This window comes from Pseudovibrio sp. Ad26 (assembly GCF_001623285.1).
In the GTDB taxonomy this organism is placed as follows: domain Bacteria; phylum Pseudomonadota; class Alphaproteobacteria; order Rhizobiales; family Stappiaceae; genus Pseudovibrio; species Pseudovibrio ascidiaceicola.
Genome location: NZ_LMCE01000094.1, coordinates 77,184 through 95,436, shown reverse-complemented (window position 1 = coordinate 95,436; position 18,253 = coordinate 77,184). Strand labels below are relative to the sequence as shown.

At 51.7% G+C, this 18,253-nt stretch carries 20 protein-coding genes, 1 tRNA gene and 1 riboswitch; of the genes, 12 read left to right on the top strand and 9 right to left on the bottom strand.

What is annotated here, in order from left to right:
• Nucleotides 1–47 precede the first annotated feature (47 nt).
• The gene (locus PsAD26_RS20070; protein WP_063311852.1) at nucleotides 48–1,580 is read left to right on the top strand and encodes an acyl-CoA carboxylase subunit beta; all 1,533 of its coding nucleotides are present in this window, start codon (nucleotides 48–50) and stop codon (nucleotides 1,578–1,580) included.
• A 102-nt stretch (nucleotides 1,581–1,682) separates the two neighbouring features.
• On the opposite strand, the gene PsAD26_RS20065 is transcribed toward PsAD26_RS20070, so the two are convergent.
• From PsAD26_RS20065 to folB, 6 genes are all read right to left on the bottom strand, one after another.
• Nucleotides 1,683–1,982, bottom strand: a complete 300-nt coding sequence (locus PsAD26_RS20065) for a hypothetical protein (protein ID WP_063311851.1) — start codon at nucleotides 1,980–1,982, stop codon at nucleotides 1,683–1,685.
• A gap of 118 nt (nucleotides 1,983–2,100) precedes the next feature.
• On the bottom strand, nucleotides 2,101–2,391 hold the full coding sequence (locus PsAD26_RS20060) for a hypothetical protein (RefSeq protein ID WP_063311850.1): 291 nt from the start codon (nucleotides 2,389–2,391) through the stop codon (nucleotides 2,101–2,103).
• Nucleotides 2,392–2,507: 116 nt separating this feature from the next.
• Nucleotides 2,508–2,798 (bottom strand): hypothetical protein, encoded by a 291-nt coding sequence (locus tag PsAD26_RS20055; RefSeq protein ID WP_063311849.1) that lies wholly within the window; start codon nucleotides 2,796–2,798, stop codon nucleotides 2,508–2,510.
• 551 nt (nucleotides 2,799–3,349) lie between these two features.
• Nucleotides 3,350–3,670: a hypothetical protein gene (locus PsAD26_RS20050; protein WP_093523430.1), complete on the bottom strand. Its 321-nt coding sequence runs from the start codon at nucleotides 3,668–3,670 to the stop codon at nucleotides 3,350–3,352.
• A gap of 14 nt (nucleotides 3,671–3,684) precedes the next feature.
• A complete protein-coding gene (locus PsAD26_RS20045) occupies nucleotides 3,685–3,987 on the bottom strand; it encodes a hypothetical protein (protein ID WP_063312021.1) in 303 nt (100 codons plus the stop codon).
• Between the two features lie 137 nt (nucleotides 3,988–4,124).
• The gene (gene folB / locus PsAD26_RS20040) at nucleotides 4,125–4,505 is read right to left on the bottom strand and encodes a dihydroneopterin aldolase (RefSeq protein ID WP_063289462.1); all 381 of its coding nucleotides are present in this window, start codon (nucleotides 4,503–4,505) and stop codon (nucleotides 4,125–4,127) included.
• 248 nt (nucleotides 4,506–4,753) lie between these two features.
• On the opposite strand from folB, the gene PsAD26_RS20035 reads away from it, so the two are divergent.
• From PsAD26_RS20035 to PsAD26_RS20020, 4 genes are all read left to right on the top strand, one after another.
• Nucleotides 4,754–6,766 carry an acetyl/propionyl/methylcrotonyl-CoA carboxylase subunit alpha gene (locus PsAD26_RS20035; protein ID WP_063312020.1) on the top strand — a complete coding sequence of 671 codons (2,013 nt, stop codon included), beginning with the start codon at nucleotides 4,754–4,756 and terminating at the stop codon, nucleotides 6,764–6,766.
• A 41-nt stretch (nucleotides 6,767–6,807) separates the two neighbouring features.
• Nucleotides 6,808–7,464, top strand: a complete 657-nt coding sequence (locus tag PsAD26_RS20030; protein ID WP_063311848.1) for an HAD hydrolase-like protein — start codon at nucleotides 6,808–6,810, stop codon at nucleotides 7,462–7,464.
• 24 nt (nucleotides 7,465–7,488) lie between these two features.
• Complete coding sequence (locus PsAD26_RS20025; RefSeq protein ID WP_063311847.1) at nucleotides 7,489–7,911, top strand: gamma-glutamylcyclotransferase family protein; 423 nt, start codon at nucleotides 7,489–7,491, stop codon at nucleotides 7,909–7,911.
• 133 nt (nucleotides 7,912–8,044) lie between these two features.
• A riboswitch (FMN riboswitch) is annotated at nucleotides 8,045–8,194 on the top strand.
• A gap of 133 nt (nucleotides 8,195–8,327) precedes the next feature.
• Nucleotides 8,328–9,227: a DMT family transporter gene (locus PsAD26_RS20020; RefSeq protein WP_063311846.1), complete on the top strand. Its 900-nt coding sequence runs from the start codon at nucleotides 8,328–8,330 to the stop codon at nucleotides 9,225–9,227.
• Nucleotides 9,228–9,273: 46 nt separating this feature from the next.
• On the opposite strand, the gene PsAD26_RS20015 is transcribed toward PsAD26_RS20020, so the two are convergent.
• Complete coding sequence (locus PsAD26_RS20015) at nucleotides 9,274–10,539, bottom strand: hypothetical protein (protein WP_063311845.1); 1,266 nt, start codon at nucleotides 10,537–10,539, stop codon at nucleotides 9,274–9,276.
• 161 nt (nucleotides 10,540–10,700) lie between these two features.
• On the opposite strand from PsAD26_RS20015, the gene PsAD26_RS20010 reads away from it, so the two are divergent.
• Nucleotides 10,701–10,970: an acylphosphatase gene (locus PsAD26_RS20010; RefSeq protein WP_063311844.1), complete on the top strand. Its 270-nt coding sequence runs from the start codon at nucleotides 10,701–10,703 to the stop codon at nucleotides 10,968–10,970.
• Here the strand turns inward: PsAD26_RS20010 and lipB are convergent, their stop codons facing one another.
• On the bottom strand, nucleotides 10,971–11,708 hold the full coding sequence (lipB, locus tag PsAD26_RS20005) for a lipoyl(octanoyl) transferase LipB (protein ID WP_063311843.1): 738 nt from the start codon (nucleotides 11,706–11,708) through the stop codon (nucleotides 10,971–10,973).
• Nucleotides 11,709–11,851: 143 nt separating this feature from the next.
• Between lipB and PsAD26_RS20000 the strand changes: the two genes are divergently transcribed.
• The 6 genes from PsAD26_RS20000 to PsAD26_RS19975 all read left to right on the top strand — a co-directional run bounded on the left by PsAD26_RS20000 (nucleotide 11,852) and on the right by PsAD26_RS19975 (nucleotide 16,074).
• Nucleotides 11,852–12,118 carry a FliM/FliN family flagellar motor switch protein gene (locus tag PsAD26_RS20000; RefSeq protein WP_063289457.1) on the top strand — a complete coding sequence of 89 codons (267 nt, stop codon included), beginning with the start codon at nucleotides 11,852–11,854 and terminating at the stop codon, nucleotides 12,116–12,118.
• A gap of 180 nt (nucleotides 12,119–12,298) precedes the next feature.
• Nucleotides 12,299–12,385: transfer RNA gene (locus PsAD26_RS19995), tRNA-Leu, on the top strand.
• Nucleotides 12,386–12,872: 487 nt separating this feature from the next.
• On the top strand, nucleotides 12,873–14,288 hold the full coding sequence (gene mgtE / locus PsAD26_RS19990; protein ID WP_063300680.1) for a magnesium transporter: 1,416 nt from the start codon (nucleotides 12,873–12,875) through the stop codon (nucleotides 14,286–14,288).
• 18 nt (nucleotides 14,289–14,306) lie between these two features.
• Nucleotides 14,307–14,732, top strand: coding sequence for a VOC family protein (locus PsAD26_RS19985; protein ID WP_057463394.1), 426 nt, complete (start codon nucleotides 14,307–14,309; stop codon nucleotides 14,730–14,732).
• Between the two features lie 60 nt (nucleotides 14,733–14,792).
• Nucleotides 14,793–15,539: a hypothetical protein gene (locus tag PsAD26_RS19980; RefSeq protein WP_208985783.1), complete on the top strand. Its 747-nt coding sequence runs from the start codon at nucleotides 14,793–14,795 to the stop codon at nucleotides 15,537–15,539.
• Between the two features lie 109 nt (nucleotides 15,540–15,648).
• Complete coding sequence (locus tag PsAD26_RS19975; RefSeq protein WP_084403753.1) at nucleotides 15,649–16,074, top strand: ACT domain-containing protein; 426 nt, start codon at nucleotides 15,649–15,651, stop codon at nucleotides 16,072–16,074.
• On the opposite strand, the gene PsAD26_RS19970 is transcribed toward PsAD26_RS19975, so the two are convergent.
• Nucleotides 16,066–18,147: an EAL domain-containing protein gene (locus tag PsAD26_RS19970; RefSeq protein ID WP_208985782.1), complete on the bottom strand. Its 2,082-nt coding sequence runs from the start codon at nucleotides 18,145–18,147 to the stop codon at nucleotides 16,066–16,068. The genes PsAD26_RS19975 and PsAD26_RS19970 overlap by 9 nt on opposite strands.
• Between the last annotated feature and the right edge of the window lie 106 nt (nucleotides 18,148–18,253).

The following is an 18,253-nucleotide window of genomic DNA, read 5'->3' as shown; positions in this document are numbered from 1 at the left end:
GGGCGTGCTAGGAGATAACTCAGTTAGATTGGGAGCTGAGATATCTGATGAAGGAAGTTCTAGCTGAATTAGAAAAAAGACGTGATGAAGCGCGGCTTGGTGGGGGACAGCGCCGAATTGATGCGCAGCACAAACGCGGAAAACTCACCGCACGAGAGCGCATTGAAATTTTGCTAGATGAAGGTTCCTTCGAAGAATTCGATATGTTCAAGCAGCACCGCTGTACCGAGTTTGGTATGGAGGAAACGCACTTTCCAGGTGATGGTGTTGTTGCTGGTTGGGGAACAATCAACGGTCGTACCGTTTACCTCTTCTCGAAAGATTTCACTGTGTTCGGCGGCTCTCTTTCTGAGACTCATGCCGAGAAGATCATGAAGATCCAGGATATGGCGCTGCAGAACCGCGCGCCGATTATCGGGATCTTTGATGCAGGTGGTGCTCGTATTCAAGAAGGTGTTGCTGCGCTTGGCGGATATGGTGAAGTGTTCTGGCGCAACATTCAGGCATCTGGCGTTATTCCGCAGATCTCCGTGATTATGGGACCTTGTGCTGGTGGTGATGTTTATTCGCCAGCCATGACCGATTTCATCTTTATGGTGCGCGATACCTCCTACATGTTCGTCACTGGTCCTGATGTTGTGAAAACAGTGACCAATGAGACCGTGACGGCTGAGGAGTTGGGCGGCGCGAGTATTCATACGACCAAATCCTCCATCGCAGATGGTGCGTTTGACAATGATGTGGAAGCGTTGCTGCAGATTCGTCGTTTGGTAGATTATCTGCCGATGAACAATCAAGCTCCGCTGCCTGAACTCTCCGTTTATGATGATCCATCTCGTTTGGATGAGAGCCTCAACACGCTTGTTCCAGATAATCCAAACAAGCCGTATGACATGCGAGAGCTGATCCTGAAGACAGTTGATGAGCAGGATTTCTTCGAAATTCAGGAGAGTTTTGCAGGAAACATCATCACTGGCTTTGGCCGTGTCGAAGGACGCACAGTTGGTATTGTTGCCAACCAGCCGATGGTTCTTGCGGGTGTTCTGGACAGTGATGCAAGCCGTAAGGCTGCGCGTTTTGTTCGTTTTTGTGACTGCTTCAACATTCCACTGGTGACCTTCGTTGATGTTCCGGGTTTCTTGCCAGGAACTGCTCAGGAATATGGTGGGCTGATCAAGCATGGTGCAAAGCTGCTGTTTGCTTATGGCGAAGCGACTGTTCCGAAAATTACTGTGATCACGCGTAAAGCCTATGGCGGTGCGTATGACGTGATGAGCTCCAAGCATATTCGCGGTGATATGAATTATGCATGGCCATCTGCTGAGATTGCTGTGATGGGTGCCAAGGGTGCCGTTGAGATTCTCTATCGCAACGAACTGGGTGATGCTGAAAAGATCGCGGAGCGTACCAAGGACTATGAAGACCGGTTTGCAAACCCGTTTGTTGCTGCAGAGCGCGGTTACATTGATGAGGTGATCATGCCGCAGTCCACACGCATGCGCATTTCCAGAGCGCTTGCAATGCTACGGACCAAGAACCAGCAGATGCCTTGGCGCAAGCACGACAACATTCCGCTTTAAGGATTGTTGTCTGATCGAGCTGAATAACAAAAAACCCCGGCCTTCTTACGAAGGCCGGGGTTTTTTGATGGGAAGGGGGACTAACTTGGGGCGAGTTAGGTCTTATCTTTCGTCATTTTCGACGACGCAGGTGTAACCAATGAGGGAACGATTGGAGTCTTTGGTTACGACGTAGGCGCGTTGTGTTTCTTCGCTTGGGCTACAGTAAGAGCCATTTGCAACGTAACGGTCATAAAGGCCAGGACCGGTTGAGAGAACGATCGCGCCTTTGTCTTGCACCAGAGACTTAACCTGAGAACCTGTGAGGTCAGTTGTGCTGGTGAGTGGAACGTTCATAGCCTGAGCAACAGAAGCAACAGATACGAGGCTGAGGACGGAAAGGGTTAGGGCGATCTTTTTCATTGATTTAGCTTTCGGTTCTTAATTCTTATGGGGATGGGAGAGGGAAAGGCTAGAGGCATAGCCTTTCCCTGAGGCATGTTGATGGGGGAGTGCTTCTAACTTGGGGCGAGTTAGAAAATTAGCTGTTTTTGTTGTCAACCACGCAGGTGTAACCAATGAGGGAGTGGTTGGAGTCTTTGGTTACAACGTAGGCGCGTTCTGTTTCTTCGTGTGTTGCGCAGTAGGAGGCGTTTGCGACATAGCGGTCATAAAGACCTGGGCCGGTTGAGAGAACGATTGCGCCTTTATCCTGTACAAGTGACTTTGCCTGGGAAGCGGTCAGGTCACCAGTATTCACCAGGGCAGCCTGAGCGATGGAAGCAGCAGATACGAGGCCGAGTACGGATAGGGTCAGAGCGATCTTTTTCATTGGTCTTACTTTCAATTTATAATTCGGGTCATTTGGGGAGGGAAAGACTGGGGAGGAACAGTCTTTCCCTAAGAGGGTGATGGGGGAAGCTCTCTAACTTGAGGCGGGTTAGACGCTTAGTTGTTTCTGTTTTCTACGACGCAGGTGTAACCGATGAGCGAGCTGTTGGAGTCCTTGGTTACGACGTAAGCGCGCTGTGTTTCTTCGTGTGAGGCGCAGTAGGAAGCGTTTGCAACGAAGCGGTCATAGAGGCCTGGGCCAGTTGCGAGGACGATTGCGCCTTTGTCCTGTACGAGTGACTTTGCCTGGGAGGCAGTCAGGTCACCGGTGTTTACCAGAGCGGCCTGAGCGATAGAAGCAGCAGATACGAGGCCGAGTACGGATAGGGTCAGAGCGATCTTTTTCATTTGTTTTACTTTCAGTTCTAGTCATTTTCAGAGCGAAAGACCGGGAGGAGCAGTCTTCCTGATGGGGTTTTGCCGATGTTGGTTGTTATTTCGGCGTGTCTTTTCAATTTAGACTGATACAAGGCAACTCCGTGCCGCCTTATATCTTGTAACTTGTAGTTATATTGTTTTTGTTCAAGCTTATTTTTGTTGTATGCTTTGTGTTTTGATGTTTGTGGTTTGTTGTTGTTCGTTGATGATTGTATGTTTACTGGAAATTTTTGAGTAAGATGTGTTTTGGAACACAAAATTTTCTTTTCACAACTATGAATTTTGGCCGGTAACGAATTCGTGTCTTCGTGTTCTTGGGGATTACTTGCCTGTCTGTGATCAAACGCACATTTTTGCTTGATGGTGGTACAGAAAGGAGTTCTCAACCGCTTGTTGGTCATGCTGAACGGGCAAGGTGAGTTTCGCAGGATGTGGATGAAGGATTCGCATGTGGGTAACTGCAGCTGCGTTTTGTGGTGCAACTGCAGTGTATTTGCTCGAAACGTGGATCTTCAGAGGACTCAGTCGAAGATATCGGAGCCGAATGGTCCTTCGCCGCTGTTGTAACCCGGTTCACATGAATAGCCGATGAAACAGCGCTTTTGATCTTTCGTGGGAACCCAACGGCTCATCAAGCGTTCGTAAGGCTGGCAGAACTGGAGGCCTGCGACGAACCGATCATAGGTACGGACGCCAGTGCTCAATACAATGCCGCCTGCGCGTTGCACGACAGAGCGGGCTTCCAGACAGGACATTTGCCGGGTATCAGGCCGTGCCTGTGCAGCGGTGGAAACTATGAGGGCCAGAGTGCTCGAAAGAACGAGTAATGTTGATATCCGCATAGTCTCCTCCCTCTTTATTGGTTACGGCGAGTGCGTGGTGAGCAACGATAGCCGATCTGGCAGGCGTTGTTATCTTTGGTCTGTGCCCACTCTCGGCGCAGTACTTCGTTGTGCAGGCAATACCTGATGTCGCTCACATAACGCTCATAGGTTCGCTGACCCGTGGTCAGAACAACGCCTCCACGGCTGTTGACCAGCTGCTTGGCCTGTTCACAAGTCAGGCTCCTTGCATCCGGGCGTGCCTGAGCATTGGCTGAGGCTACCCACAACAGAGTTATGAGACTACTGGCAATAATGGTGGAGGAGGCATTACGCATGGGATCAGTTGCCTTACAAAGCAGATGTTGGTGCTGGCGTGAACGCCGCAGTTCCATATGTTTTGAAGGCAATAGCCCAAAAGTGCGAGTATCAAGGTGAGCGGTGGTTAGCCGGTTCTAAAGAAGATGCCGTTGATTTAACTTTTTGCAGCAGGGCGTGCACGTGTGACTTCTACGCCAAACCCGCCTGTATGAACCGGCACCGGGGCAGAGGGTTTATTCACTTTCACAGTGATCTTGGAGATTCGCTGATCCATCGCGAAAACGGCCTCACAAATAGCTCCGGCAAGACGTTCCAGCAGATTGAAGCGGGAGTTGGTCACAACATCCTCGACAGTTTTTGCAAGGGTGCCGTAGCAGATGGTGTCTTCGTAGTCATCTGAAACAGTTGCCTTTTCAAAATCGGCCCAACAGGTCAGATCAATGATAAAGCGTTGGCCCAATTTAGCTTCTTCATCATGGAGACCATGGAATGCATAGAAAGACAGGCCTTCCAGAAAAATCTTGTTTTCATTCATTGTTTGGCTCCTGAGGACTTTCCGACTGTTGGAAAACTGTGTTGCCAGAGGTGAGCGAGAAACTCAACGCATTTTAAGAGATAATGCTCTGTATTCGGGTGAATATCCGTCAAAATTTAGATGCTCTATGCATCCATTGCCCCTACGAAAGTGCGATGGTTCTTCGCCCAATTGTGAGGTTGCGGAAGTGCGTAGAGATGCCTACAACCCTGCACTGTAAATAAAGAAGGTGTGTATGTGGGATGGGCATGTTTTCAAAGATTCTGATCGCAAACCGTGGGGAAATCGCTTGCCGTGTTATCAAAACGGCAAAAACGATGGGGATCAAAACGGTTGCTGTTTACTCCGATGCTGACCGGGATGCGCTTCATGTGGAGATGGCTGATGAGGCCGTTCACATTGGTGAACCGGCTGCAGCGAAATCATACCTTGTGATCGACAAGATTATTGAAGCATGTAAGCAGACCGGTGCTGAGGCTGTGCATCCAGGTTATGGCTTTCTTTCCGAACGCGCAGAATTCTGTGAGCGTTTGAAGCAGGAAGGCATTGTCTTTATCGGCCCCAATCCAAAAGCGATTGAGGTGATGGGAGATAAGATTACCTCCAAGCGATTTGCGGCTGAAGCTGATGTTTCCACTGTACCTGGTTATATGGGGCTGATTGAAAGCCCTGAAGATGCCAAGCGGATTGCCTCCGAGGTTGGTTACCCGGTGATGATTAAGGCCTCCGCTGGCGGCGGCGGTAAAGGCATGCGTATTGCCTGGAATGATGAAGAGGCCATGGATGGCTTCGAGCGCGCAAAGTCTGAAGCTATCAGCTCCTTTGGCGATGATCGTATCTTCATCGAGAAGTTTATTGAGAACCCGCGCCATATTGAAATTCAGGTGCTGGGCGATAAACACGGCAATGCAGTTTATCTGGGTGAGCGCGAGTGTTCCATTCAGCGTCGTAACCAGAAAGTGATTGAAGAAGCACCTTCTCCTTTGCTGGACGAAGAAACTCGCCGCAAGATGGGTGAGCAGGCAGTCGCGCTTGCCAAGGCTGTTGACTATGACAGCGCGGGTACTGTTGAGTTTGTTGCCGGACAGGACAAGAGCTTCTTCTTTCTTGAGATGAACACCCGCCTTCAGGTGGAGCATCCGGTGACTGAACTGATCACTGGTGTGGATCTGGTTGAGCAGATGATCCGTGTCGCGGCTGGAGAAGAGCTTTCTTTGAAGCAGGATGAGGTCAAGCTGAATGGCTGGTCTGTTGAAAGCCGGATCTATGCTGAAGACCCGTACCGCAACTTCCTGCCATCCATTGGCCGCCTGACGCGCTATCGTCCGCCTGCAGAAGGTGATCACGGTGCTTATGTGGTGCGTAATGATACTGGCGTGGTGGAAGGCTCTGAAATCTCCATGTTCTACGATCCGATGATCGCAAAACTGGTGACCTATGCGCCGACACGAGCTGAAGCGATTGAAGGCATGAGCACTGCACTTGATGAGTTTCAGGTGGATGGTATCCAGCACAACGTGCCGTTTCTTGCATCTCTCATGAAGCATCCGCGCTGGCGGTCTGGTCAGTTGGCAACCGGCTTTATTGCTGATGAGTATCCTGATGGGTTTGAACCAGCTACTCCTGATGCTGAGGCTCGTAATGTGTTGGCGTCAGTTGCTCTTTCCATGCATCTGATCGAGCGTGAGCGTCTGGATCACTTGCCGGGTCGCCTGCGTCCGCATCATGGCGGTGTGCGCCGTGAGTGGGGTGTTCTCATCAATGGTGAGAAGTTGGATGCTGAGTTGATTGAAGGCATGGCGGCAACACCACTTGATATTGATGTGTGTGTTGAGGGTGGTGCTCGCGAACGTGTTGCGTCCTCCTGGGTTCCGGGCGATATGCTTTGGAAAGGTCACGTTGGTGATCGTGCTGTAAGTGCCCAAGTGCGGTCTGTTGAGAATGGCTACCAGCTGGACTGGCAAGGCTACTCTGTTGTTGCCAAGGTGATGACGCCTCGTAATGCTGAACTTGCAGCACTGATGCCTGAGAAGGTTGCACCGGATACATCCAACCTGTTGCTTTGCCCAATGCCGGGCCTTGTTGTTTCTCTTCATGTAGAAGAGGGGCAGGAAGTGAAAGCTGGAGAGCAGCTGGCCATTGTTGAAGCCATGAAAATGGAAAATGTGCTTCGGGCCGAACGCGATTGTGTGGTAAGCGCTATCAAGGCTGCACCGGGTGACAGTCTGGCAGTTGATGCTGTTATCATGGAATTTGAATAAGGAGTTGGTGCGAAGCCAATTCCTATGTTGAGGATTTGGCTTTGCGCACTCTGCTTTTTGATCTGGATGGAACGCTGACAGACCCTTTTGTCGGCATTGTAACGAGCGTGCAATACGCGCTTGAAAAGCTTGGTCGCGACGTTCCTCCCGCTGAAGATCTTGCCTTTGTTATCGGGCCACCTCTCACAGAAACATATCGCCAGCTTCTGAATACGGAAGATGAAGAGCTGATCCTTGAGGGGATTCGCCTTTATCGTGAGCGCTTCACCACTGTTGGGCTTTATGAAAACGTGCGTTACGATGGGATCATTGAGCTGCTGCAGGCTGCTAAGGATCGCGGAGATCGCTTGTTTGTTTGCACATCCAAACCTTGGGTTTATGCAGAAAAGATTGTCGCGCACTTTGAGATGGATGGTTTTTTTGAGAAAACCTACGGCTGCGAGCTTGATATGACCCGTGGCAACAAGGTGGACCTTCTGGCTTACCTGTTGGAACAAGAAAATCTGGACGCGTCTCAGTGTCTTATGATTGGTGATCGCAAGCACGACATTATCGCAGCGAAGGAAAATGGCGTCCGCTCCGTTGGTGTGCTCTGGGGCTATGGCTCTGAGGGGGAGCTTGCAGATTGCGGAGCTGATACAGTGGTTGCTTCGCGTGAAGAGCTTGCTGCTCACCTTGCTGACAGTCTTGTCGCTTGACCTTCTTTGTAATGAGTTGAATTGATGCCGATTTATTTCGCTTATGGCCGCCTGATGAACCTGAAGACCATGGCAAGCCGCTGTCCTCACGCCAAAGCGCTGGGGCCAGCTTCCATGGATGGTTACCGCTTTATCGTGACTTCTGAGGGTGTTCCTTCCATGGTGAAAGCGCCGGGGAAGCGTGTTCACGGTGTTCTTTGGGATTGCCGCATCGGGGAAGTTGCGATTCTGGATGGCGCAGAGGCGCTTTTCCGCAAGGGTCTGGATAAGGTCTTTCTTCCAGTTCGCAGCGACGGGCAGAATAAATCTGCCATCATGTATATGAGCCGCACAGTGCGGACGGGTAAACCTCATGTGAAAGCGTGGGAAGGTGTTCTGGAAGCTGCAGAACACTGGGATTTCCCCGAGACATATCGTGAGGAACTGCGCCAGTGGGATCTGCGATAGCAGCTCTACTGCCAGCAGGTTGCGAGGCTGTCTTCGGGTGACAATCCGTTCACAAATGTGTTTTCAGTTAGACTGAAAGACAACTCGCAATTTCCTGAGAATCTGTTAGAAATCAGGTCTCCCTATGATGGGAGATAATTCTCAGGGCGGGGTGTAATTCCCTACCGGTGGTGATGGGCCTTCGAGTCATAAGTCCGCGAGCGCCTTCCATGTTCAGGAAGGGTCAGCAGATCCGGTGAGAACCCGGAACCGACGGTTATAGTCCGGATGAAAGAGAATGTAGGTGAGGGGTGCTTAGAAGAGCACTGTTGGCTTGCGCGTCCTGATTCAATGAAACGTGGCTGTTGTTGGCCCTTTGGATCAGAAAGATTTCTTATGTTTAATCCGTTTTTATCTCGTGAATTTGAGGTGCGTGCATGAGTTCAACACGCAGTTCTACTCGTGCGTCTGCAGCCGTTGTGGGCGCAAGCTGGATGGTTTTTGCCGGTGCTGCTTTTGCTATCACCAACTCAGCTATGCAGTATCTGACGATGGTGCAGGGATTGAGTTCTACCAGTGCAACCTTCTGGCAATACCTGATCTCGCTTGTTGCGATGCTGCCGGTGATCTGGCGCATTGGTGTTGACGGATTGCACACAGAACAATTGGCGCTGCATATCTTCCGCGTCTTTCTAGCAGCGCTGGGCGTTCAGTTCTGGGTCGCCGGTTTGGCGAATGGTGTGCCAATCTGGCAGGCAATTGCGCTTTTGATGACCTCTCCGTTCTTCGTGACGATTGGAGCGGCGTTGTTCTTGCGAGAGACCGCAAGCAGGCAGCGCTGGGCGGCGACGGCGGTTGGCTTTGTGGGCGGCATGATCATCCTGAGCCCATGGGATGATGCCTTTCAACTGGTTGCTTTCCTGCCGATTATTGCCGCTCTGCTGTGGGGTTCTTCTATTCTTTGTATGAAGAAGCTGGAAGAGCGTGAGAGCCCGCAGTCTGTAACGCTATATCTTCTTCTGCTGCTGACACCAGTTAATCTTGTTCTGGCTTTTCTGGCCCCAGGTGGCCTTGCAATGCCGGTTGGCATGAACATGTGGTGGTTGATTATCCTGGCTGGGCTTTTAGGGGCGATTGCACAAGGCTCGCTGGCTATGGCCTATGAAAAGGTGGATGCAGCTTATTTGCAGCCGTTTGATCATCTCAAGTTGCCGCTTAATGTGCTTTGCGGTTTTCTCATCTTTGGCTGGGTGCCACCGGGCAACTTGTGGCTTGGGGCTGCGCTGATCATTGGCGCATCGCTTTATACCGTGCATGTGGAGCGCAAGCAGAACTAGTTGAAAAGCCCGGCCAAGTTGCCGGGCTTTTTCTTTGTGTGAGCAGTTAGTTGAACCAGATCGCAAATGAACCGAAGTTTCGGCCCATTGGGCGTGTGATTGTGCGCATGAAATTTCCTTCCCAAACAGGGCCTTGTTGCACATAGTCAACGGAGTTTGGTCCGGTGATGAAGAGCACAAGATCGAAGGTCTTTGCGGTTTCGAAGAAGGTCTTCATATTGATCCCGCCGTCAAACACCATGGACGGAATCAAAAGCTCTCCGTTCAGTACCTGTTCGGAGGCTTTGACGGCTTCCAGCCAGCTGTCGATGGTCTCTTGGGTGACGGGGAGCGCTTGAAACGGACTGGTCTGATTGGGGTTTGGCAGCCATTCATTGTCGTCATCCGTTTCTTTCTGAATTAGATCCCATGTCTCGTAGTTCAGTTGCATTACCTTCAAGAGGTTTTGGCGTGTTGCCTTGAGGCGATCGGGGTTCTCTACAGTCCAGTTAATGGAATGCAGAAAATTGATTGGGGTAGCGAAGGAGCCAGAGCCGCGCCCGTTGTCTGCTTTGCCCCTCTCCTCCAGCTGCTGGCCGTAAGTGGTTGCTGATGGGCCGAAGACGCTATGAAAGGTCAGGTCGTAAGTGTTCTCATAGTCAAAGGTGAGTAGGAAATTGCCCATTGACATGAGTAGGTTAGAGTACCCCTGTAGCCATTTTGCGTCCGCCTGGTCAAAGCTGATAGGAAGCGTTGTTGGATCATCCTCAAGCTGAAACGGGCTTCTTCTGGAAAGGCCTGAGAGAATTGTGGCGAGGTTTTCGTGGGGGTCCACGGTTCTGCTGTTGTCTGCATCTAAGCCGATCTTCAACAGGTCTACCGTAAGCTTCACAGGCTGCTCGGAGATGCCACTGAGTGTTTCATTTGCCTGTTCCAACTGGGTAACGAACTTCTCCAGTATCTCCCGGGTTTTGTCGTAGGAAACGGGTTCTGGCGTTGGATTGGGGGCAACAGGAATTCTGAAGACTGGGAGGATCGACCTTAGGCTTCTGTTTGGGGAGGAGTTTCCGGCGCCGTATTTATATAGGTCCTGCTGGATGCCTTGGAGGGCATTGAGAAACTGGAGTGCGCCCAATGCGAGCTTTGCCTGGTTGTTTTCCGGGTTTTGCTCTGAGGTGCTTACAAAGGATGCGATACCAGTTTCATAGTCAGCGGTTTCGATGATCTCGTTGAACTGATTGCTGAAATCGCTCTGCGCAAAGGCTTGCACTGGTAGAAATACCGTGACTGCAGATAAAGAAAGTGCTGTCAGGCGGGATTTGAGAAAATTCATAAAGTCTCTCCTAAAGGTCTGCCTATTAGATATAGGAGTTGATGTTTTTTTTATGGCTTGCAATCTAGGGCTGTGATGAGACTGGGCAGTGTTGCCAATTTCGCCCTCTGAATCGAGAAAAGCTTTATCTGTGAAGCCTTTAAGCGCACCGGGAGATACCAATGAAAACCAAACACTTTTCCATCACGGGATTGGTGCAGGGTGTTGGATATCGTGCGTGGCTTTATAAAAAGGCCGGAATGCTCGGTGTTTCCGGTTGGTGCAAGAACAATGAAGATGGGTCGGTGGAGGCAGTTGTCACCGGTGATCCGGAGAAAGTGGATGCCCTGCTGATGGCTGTTCAGCAAGGGCCAGTCGGGGCACAAGTTGAAGCGGTGACACTGCTGGCGGATGCCCCTGACGAGAAGGGGTCTTTCCGCATCGAGTACTAGTTATTCGCTCTCTGGTTTTTGGACGAGGCCGGACGGGCCAAAGGATTCCGTTGCGCCAAAGATCTCTTCGAACTGTTCGCGCAGGATGATATCCACTTCTGGCATCGTGAGCGGAAGGCCAAGATCTACAAAGCTGGTGACGCCATGCTTTTGCACGCCGCAGGGGATAATGCCTGTGAAGTGCTCAAGGTCTGGGTCTACATTCAGTGAGATGCCGTGGAAGGTTACCCACTTGCGCAGGCGAATGCCGATGGCGGCAATCTTGTCTTCTACGTCTTTGCCTTTTTCAGGGCGCTGAACCCAGACACCAACGCGATCTTCCCGTCGTTCTCCGCGGACGTGATGCTGCCATAGGGTGTCGATGAGCCATTTTTCCAATGCTGCGACGAAGGCGCGGACGTCTTGCTGGCGGCGCTTCAAATCGAGCATAACATAAGCAACACGTTGTCCGGGACCGTGATAAGTATACTGCCCTCCGCGGCCTGTTTCATAAACCGGGAAGCGATCTTTGGCGATCAGGTCGACTGGGTCGGCGCTTGTGCCTGCTGTGTAAAGGGGCGGGTGTTCCAAAAGCCAGACGCGTTCGTTGGCTTCGCCAGCTGCGATTGCGGCAACGCGCTCTTCCATTTCCTTCTGGGCAACTTCGTAAGGCACGAGATCGTCGTCGATCACCCACTCAACAGGGGGAGATCCCTCTAGGGGGAAGAAGTCTGTTTTAAGGGTTTGACGATCGGCCATGTTGTTATCCCAAAATGATCTGCGGATTTCGGTTAGTTGGTTTGCCCTAATGAGATGTAAGCGTCTACACTAAAAATAACAGGGCACCAACTCACAGAGATGAGACGGGTGCATTTTATTCCCTCAGATGGAGGCAGACAGAGATGAACAGGTTCGATGATATCTCCGTCGACATATCAGTGGTGCTGGGCAAATCTGAAATGCCAGTGCACCAGTTGTTGCGCATGGGACGTGGTGCGGTGATTGAGCTGGACACCCATGAAGCTGATGATGTTACGATTTTGGCAAACAGTACACCTGTTGCTGAAGGGCAGGTGACCGTGGTTGGCGATAAAGTTGGCATTGTCATCACAAAGGTATTGCAGCGTGCTGTGGATATGCGGCCTGTAAACATGGAAGATCGGATCTGAAATATCTCGTGCAGTGGATAAGTGCCCGTCTAAAAGAGGTTTTTTCGATTTTTTTCCTCTGCGCTGTGAATTTTTGAAAAAGGGTACTTGCGCAGGTTCGAGGGGTTGGCTATATCACCGCTCACCAGCCGACGGGGCGAGGCCAACGAGCCAAACAAACCGGAGGCAAGCCAAGGTTTTGCGGCCGTGGCGGAATTGGTAGACGCGCAGCGTTGAGGTCGCTGTGGGGTAACACCCGTGGAAGTTCGAGTCTTCTCGGCCGCACCAAAAGCCCCGAGCTCTTTATGAGACGGGGTTTTTTGCTATCTAAGCCTCTGTTTTTTCTCAGTATAAAAATGCATATGCCATTCCCTGAAAAGGGGAGTGTCGCTGTTTTGCGTTGCTTTGTGATTTTTTGCGCGAATTTGCGTTATTTACGTTTTTGATGCGTTCGTTGGTTGAACGTGCGTTCTCATTCTGAGTGCGGGCGCTCAAACAGAATGCGTTTTGATGTAAATCGCGAATTCTTCGTAAAAGGATTGCACGGTCTGCGAAGGTCGCTATAAACACAAAACTGTGCATAGGGACGATGGTACCACGTGCATTTCAATTTTCAGCAATCTCGAAGGACGATGCTCACGCCAAGCATTTGACACTAGAACGCGTCGCGGTCATTTACATTCACGCACCGCAATCTAGCATCTTTGGTGGAGCGAGTTCTTGTCGTTTGATTGAATCCAATCAAACGGAACGCGCTCTAACTTGTGGAGGTCACATGACCCAATCGGAAAATCCCGGTGCGCTTCATGCCGCGCCCCCTCCACCACATGTTCGAGATGCAAGCGGACACCTTGATACGGACTTTGTTGCGCGTGTCGAAGCTGCTCTGGATACTCGGGATGCGGCTGTTGTGCGCGAGCTGGCGGGTAATCTGCATGATGCGGATATGGGTGACCTGCTGGAGATGCTGCGCGAAGATGATCGCGTCCACCTGATTCAGCTGCTTGGTGAAGAGTTTGACTTTGCAGCCTTGACTGAAACCGAAGAGCCTGTGCGTGCGCAGGTTCTGGAGGCATTGCCGGAAGGGGATGTTGTTGAGGGGATTGGCGAGCTTGAGTCAGATGATGCTGTTTATCTGCTTGAGGACATGGAGCAGGAAGAGCAGGAGAAGATCCTTGCTCAGTTGCCCAATGTGGATCAGGTCCAGATTAAACGTGCGCTGGAGTTTCCCGAGGATACTGCTGGACGTATTGTTCAGACTGATTTTATTGCCGTGCCGCCGTTCTGGACTGTGGGGCAGGTGATTGACCATCTGCGCAGTTCTCAAGATCTGCCGGACAGCTTTTATGAGCTTTACGTGGTTGACCCCGGCTTCCATCTTTTGGGTGCTGTGGCGCTGGACCGGCTGTTGCGCACGAAACGATCTAAAAAGATCTCCAAAATCATGGAGGAAACCCGTCATTCTGTTCTGGTCACCGATGATCAGGAAGATGTGGCGCGTTTGTTTGAGCGCTATAACCTTGTTTCTGTTGCGGTGACTGATACCTCCGAGCGACTGGTCGGTATTGTGACCGTTGATGACATTGTTGATGTCATTCAGGAAGAGGCTGAGGAAGACATGCTGGCGATGGCCGGTGTGGGTGATGAGGAGATCTCAGACAGTGTGCTTGAGATTGCCAAGTCTCGTTTCTCCTGGTTATCGGTAAATGTGTTTACCGCAATCTTTGCCGCTTTTGTCATATCGCTCTTCACGGCCACGATTGAGCGCATGGTGGCTTTGGCTGTGTTGATGCCGATTGTGGCGTCCATGGGCGGAAACTCCGGTACGCAGACCATGGCGGTGACGGTGCGCGCAATTGCGACTCAGGAATTGAACCGTCGTAATATTCTGCGCGTTTTGCGACGTGAGTTGCTGGTGGGCCTCATCAACGGTGTAGGCCTCGGATTCCTGATTGGTGCTATTGCGGGGGGATGGTTCCTCAACCCAGAACTTGGGGTGGTTATTGGCAGCGCAATTCTGATTAACTCAATCTGCGCTGGTCTGTTTGGATTGCTGGTTCCTATGGGCTTAGAGAAAATTGGAGCGGATCCTGCCATTGCTTCTTCAGTTTTTGTGACCACCATAACGGACGTTGTTGGCTTCTTTACATTTTTGGTCCTGGCTGCGTGGTGGTTCGGTCTGCCATACTAGCCAATCAGGAGGTTAGGAATGGACGCCCCAGGTATTAATGGAATTGTCGAAACTGCCGTTTACGTTGACGATTTTGCCAGTGCGCATGATTTTTATGGTGAGTTTTTGGGGTTGAGGCGGGTTGTTGAAGGCGAGCGCATGCATGGGTATGACGTTGGTCCCAATCAGATGCTTCTGGTCTTCAGGCGCGGTGTGTGCCGTGAGGATGTTGAAAGCCCTTATGGCATGGTGCCGGGGCACAGCACTGACGGCCCTTCTCATTTTGCATTTGCGATCTCCAGAAGTGCATTGATCGAGTGGCGTGAATACCTTGAAGAGAAAAAAGTTGCGATCAGCAGTGAGGTGCGATGGCCTCAAGGCGGTGTGAGCCTGTTTTTCCATGATCCGTTTGGCAATGTGGTGGAACTGGCAACGCCGGGACTGTGGCCCAACTACCAGGATTAGAGCACGTCTCGTGTTTTGCGATGTAATCTCCTTTTGTGGTTCCAGTCTCAGGATTGGCAGATGACTTTTTGTCGAAAGGCTGGAGCTATGGTTCAGGAGTGCAAGATCATAATCAGAAACCGGTCAGATCAGACCTGTGGTTTCTATCTCTTTCAGTTGCAGCCCTCCTATGTGGTGCTGGGTGGTGTGCCTCCAGTTGTGCAGTCCTGCTGTGTTTGTTCTGGAAATGTCGCGCCTTATAGCGCTTCGGGACCTCAGCTTGAGTTTGCGTTTCGTGAGCATGTTTTGGCTGGTGCTGTGCGTGAGAAAAGGTCGGCTTCTAGCAGTGGTCGCTACGTTTCTACAACGGGGCAAGATGAGACAGATGCCTTGGAGTTCGTCTCGCAACGGATGTTGGGGACACAAAGTTCCGCTGATCGTGTTTCCCTCAACTGCACTCGTTTAAACGCAAAGCTGCTGGGCTTGTCCCCTTCTGCTAATGAAGCTGGTGTGACCCTTCGCAGTTTCAGGATATCGATCCTATCTGATTCTGATGATGACTTGCTTGGGGTTGGCTGCGGGAATGCCATTCAACATTCAGATGGGCGTGTGGTGCTTTCCAGCTTTGTACGGCCTGTTGCTGGAACTCAGATTGATTGTGCGCCGCTGTTTGCTTTTTGGCTGAGTATCGGATCCTACGATGAGGGTGAGGTTGTGCCTTACAATCTCGCTGGTTCCGCACCTGTGCTGATTGAGTTTGCTATTGATGGGCCGCAAATCGTTGTTGTTGACTACAATACTGATGGCACGTTCTCTCCAGGAGAGTAGGGCGCGTTGTTGTCCGGGAATACGCTTTCTTGTTCCCCTGAGTGTTCACTGGGATATGCTAGGACTTACTGAGAGATGTTTTGAGTGCTGAGAGAGGGAGCCATTGGGTATGACAATGCGCGGCGGACTGGATTTGCAAGAACTTCTCGCTTCCATGGAAGCCTCTCTTTCTGAAGAGAGCTTTGTGTTTTGCTGCTTTCCCAATGGCAGTGTTGAGAGTTTAGCTGAGCACTCACCTCTCGGGTTGTTCTGGGAGAACGAGGGCCTGACAGCCATTTTATCTATTGAGAATGCAGGCAAGGCTGGTGTTGATACTGAGCCGTGCTTCCGGCGTATTTCGCTTGCGGTTCACAGTTCGCTGGAGGCTGTAGGTCTGACAGCAGCGCTTTCCAAGGCACTGGCAGATGTGGGGATCTCTGCCAATGTTGTGGCTGCGTATTATCACGACCACATCTTTGTGCCGGAAGAAAAGGCCGAGGATGCGTTGTCTGCTCTGGAAGAGCTGAGCCGCTCCGCGAAAGCTGGGTTAAGCTAAGGCGCCGACTGTGGGGGGAGACGTGACGGTTTGCTGCCCTTTGAGCAGACACTCGAAGGTGTGAGGGGAGACCGCAGGGGAATACAAGTATCCCTGATATTCATGGCACTGCAGTTTTTGGATCTGGCGGAGCTGCTCTCGTGTCTCGATGCCTTCTGCCACCAGTGTCAGGTTCAGCAAACGGCCCATCTGCACAATCATTTGTACGATTGGCCAGCGTTTGGTGTCGGCGATGAAGGAGCGGTCGATCTTGAGGGCTGTCACCGGATAACGCTGGAGATAGCCCAGATTCGAGTATCCGGTTCCAAAATCATCAATTTCCAGCGTAAAGCCCAAGTCGCGGAGTGCGGTGAGTTCCTTCAGCGTTTCATTGGCATCACTGAGAAGAGCGCTTTCGGTGATCTCAAGGCGGATTGATCTGGCAGAGGCGCCGGTCTCAATCAGTATGCGGTGGAGGCGCTGGGATATGCGTCCGCGCCGGAACTGTGCCGGAGACAGATTGATTGAGATTGCGATGTCGTGGCCAGACAATGCCCATTGTTTTTGCTGGAGCATGGCTTCGCGCGCCACCCAGTCTCCGATTTCATCAATCATGCCCGCTTCTTCAGCGATCTCGATGAAGCTGGCGGCGGATACAAGGCCTCGCGTTGGATGGTGCCAGCGCAGCAGGCCTTCTGCTCCCACAATGCGATTGGTTGTGAGACACACACGCGGCTGATAGTGGACGGCCAGCTCCTGATTGCGCAGAGCCTGACGCAGTGCTGTTTCCAGACTGACACGCTCTTCCGCTTCGCGGGACATGGACACATCAAAGAAGCAGATGCGGTCGCGGCCCAGATCCTTGGCTTTATACATGGCAAGATCGGCTTTACGCATGAGCGTGTCCAGATCAACGCCGTGTTCGGGATAGGTGCACACGCCAATGGATGGGGTCACCTGCAGCATATGTCCGCGTACTTTGCAGGGCTTGGACAGGGCGGTTCTGATTTCGCGGCTGATGTCGTCGAGCAGGTCGTAATCTGCGAAGTTGGCAATGAGGACTACGAACTCATCCCCTCCGAGACGGGCCACAAAGCCTATGCCTTCAACAACCTCTTTGAGGCGCTTGGCGATGACGACGAGCAGGTCGTCGCCGACCAGATGGCCGAGTGTGTCGTTGATTGTTTTAAAGCGGTCGAGATCAATGAAGATAAGTGCGCCGGGATTTCCGGTGATACGCGTTTCATCCAGATAGCGTTCAGCTTCAATCTCAAGAAATGTTCTGTTGGCAAGGCCTGTCAGAGTGTCATGGTGGGCCAGGTAGCGGACTTCGTGTTCTGCTTTCAGGCGTTTGGTGACATCTGTGGCGCTGAGCAGGATGGCCCGGGAGCCGGAATAAGGATCGTATCCACTGCGGGCGTTGAGATCGAACCAGCGTTCTCCCTGAGAGGAATGCATGAGTGAGACCAGATTCGCTCTGCCTGTTTTGCGCAGTTCATCCAGCAGCGCATCAAAATCGCGGCGGTTGCACATGCGGTTGATCAGGTCTTCGCAGCCGTCTGGACGGTTGAGGCGGCTTGCCGGATTTTCAAAGATGAGTTTGCCGTTCTCATCGAACATGCTGATCATGGACGTGGTGTAAAGCAACACCTGCGCACTGCGGACTTGTTCAGGCTCGTTTCCAACTTCCGAGAGGACCTGCACCAGAAGCGCTGGGTTTCCGGTGGTCAATGGCTGTGGGGAGATGGAGCAATACACAGAGATCGGCTGTGAATTGGGAATAACGGTGATGCACTCTGTAATGCGGCCTTCTTCGGTGACCCGGCTCAGATAAGAATGAAGCTGGCGCTGATAGGAGAGGTCATCGAACGGCGCTGGCAGGTCCATTCTGAAGGTTCCGGAGGCGTCGATGCATTCGCGCAGGCTCAGGCCCAGGAAGGAAAGACCTGCGGAATTTGCCCAGACGAGCTTGGTCTGGCTGACGTCAACAATGTACATTGGAACGTCCACGCGCGCAAAAGCCCGCTGGTCTTCCGCCGGGACAGGCGAATGATATTGGACGTTGGCATCCAGCGCTTCAGTAAAACCAGTCAAACCCGAAAATCCCTTTGTGCCGTGTCCAAGGACTAGACACCGTCCCCTGCATGTCTATATCAGCTATAGGTAGATCGTTATTTTTACCGATTATGTGAGTTGCAAG

Bases quoted from the DNA above. Each gene is read 5' to 3' on its own strand.
- PsAD26_RS20070 (WP_063311852.1), top strand. From the start codon at position 48: ATGAAGGAAGTTCTAGCTGAATTAGAAAAAAGACGTGATGAAGCGCGG.
- PsAD26_RS20065 (WP_063311851.1), bottom strand. From the start codon at position 1,982: ATGAAAAAGATCGCCCTAACCCTTTCCGTCCTCAGCCTCGTATCTGTT.
- PsAD26_RS20060 (WP_063311850.1), bottom strand. From the start codon at position 2,391: ATGAAAAAGATCGCTCTGACCCTATCCGTACTCGGCCTCGTATCTGCT.
- PsAD26_RS20055 (WP_063311849.1), bottom strand. From the start codon at position 2,798: ATGAAAAAGATCGCTCTGACCCTATCCGTACTCGGCCTCGTATCTGCT.
- PsAD26_RS20050 (WP_093523430.1), bottom strand. From the start codon at position 3,670: ATGCGGATATCAACATTACTCGTTCTTTCGAGCACTCTGGCCCTCATA.
- PsAD26_RS20045 (WP_063312021.1), bottom strand. From the start codon at position 3,987: ATGCGTAATGCCTCCTCCACCATTATTGCCAGTAGTCTCATAACTCTG.
- folB (WP_063289462.1), bottom strand. From the start codon at position 4,505: ATGAATGAAAACAAGATTTTTCTGGAAGGCCTGTCTTTCTATGCATTC.
- PsAD26_RS20035 (WP_063312020.1), top strand. From the start codon at position 4,754: ATGTTTTCAAAGATTCTGATCGCAAACCGTGGGGAAATCGCTTGCCGT.
- PsAD26_RS20025 (WP_063311847.1), top strand. From the start codon at position 7,489: ATGCCGATTTATTTCGCTTATGGCCGCCTGATGAACCTGAAGACCATG.
- PsAD26_RS20020 (WP_063311846.1), top strand. From the start codon at position 8,328: ATGAGTTCAACACGCAGTTCTACTCGTGCGTCTGCAGCCGTTGTGGGC.
- PsAD26_RS20015 (WP_063311845.1), bottom strand. From the start codon at position 10,539: ATGAATTTTCTCAAATCCCGCCTGACAGCACTTTCTTTATCTGCAGTC.
- PsAD26_RS20010 (WP_063311844.1), top strand. From the start codon at position 10,701: ATGAAAACCAAACACTTTTCCATCACGGGATTGGTGCAGGGTGTTGGA.
- lipB (WP_063311843.1), bottom strand. From the start codon at position 11,708: ATGGCCGATCGTCAAACCCTTAAAACAGACTTCTTCCCCCTAGAGGGA.
- PsAD26_RS20000 (WP_063289457.1), top strand. From the start codon at position 11,852: ATGAACAGGTTCGATGATATCTCCGTCGACATATCAGTGGTGCTGGGC.
- mgtE (WP_063300680.1), top strand. From the start codon at position 12,873: ATGACCCAATCGGAAAATCCCGGTGCGCTTCATGCCGCGCCCCCTCCA.
- PsAD26_RS19985 (WP_057463394.1), top strand. From the start codon at position 14,307: ATGGACGCCCCAGGTATTAATGGAATTGTCGAAACTGCCGTTTACGTT.
- PsAD26_RS19980 (WP_208985783.1), top strand. From the start codon at position 14,793: ATGACTTTTTGTCGAAAGGCTGGAGCTATGGTTCAGGAGTGCAAGATC.
- PsAD26_RS19975 (WP_084403753.1), top strand. From the start codon at position 15,649: ATGACAATGCGCGGCGGACTGGATTTGCAAGAACTTCTCGCTTCCATG.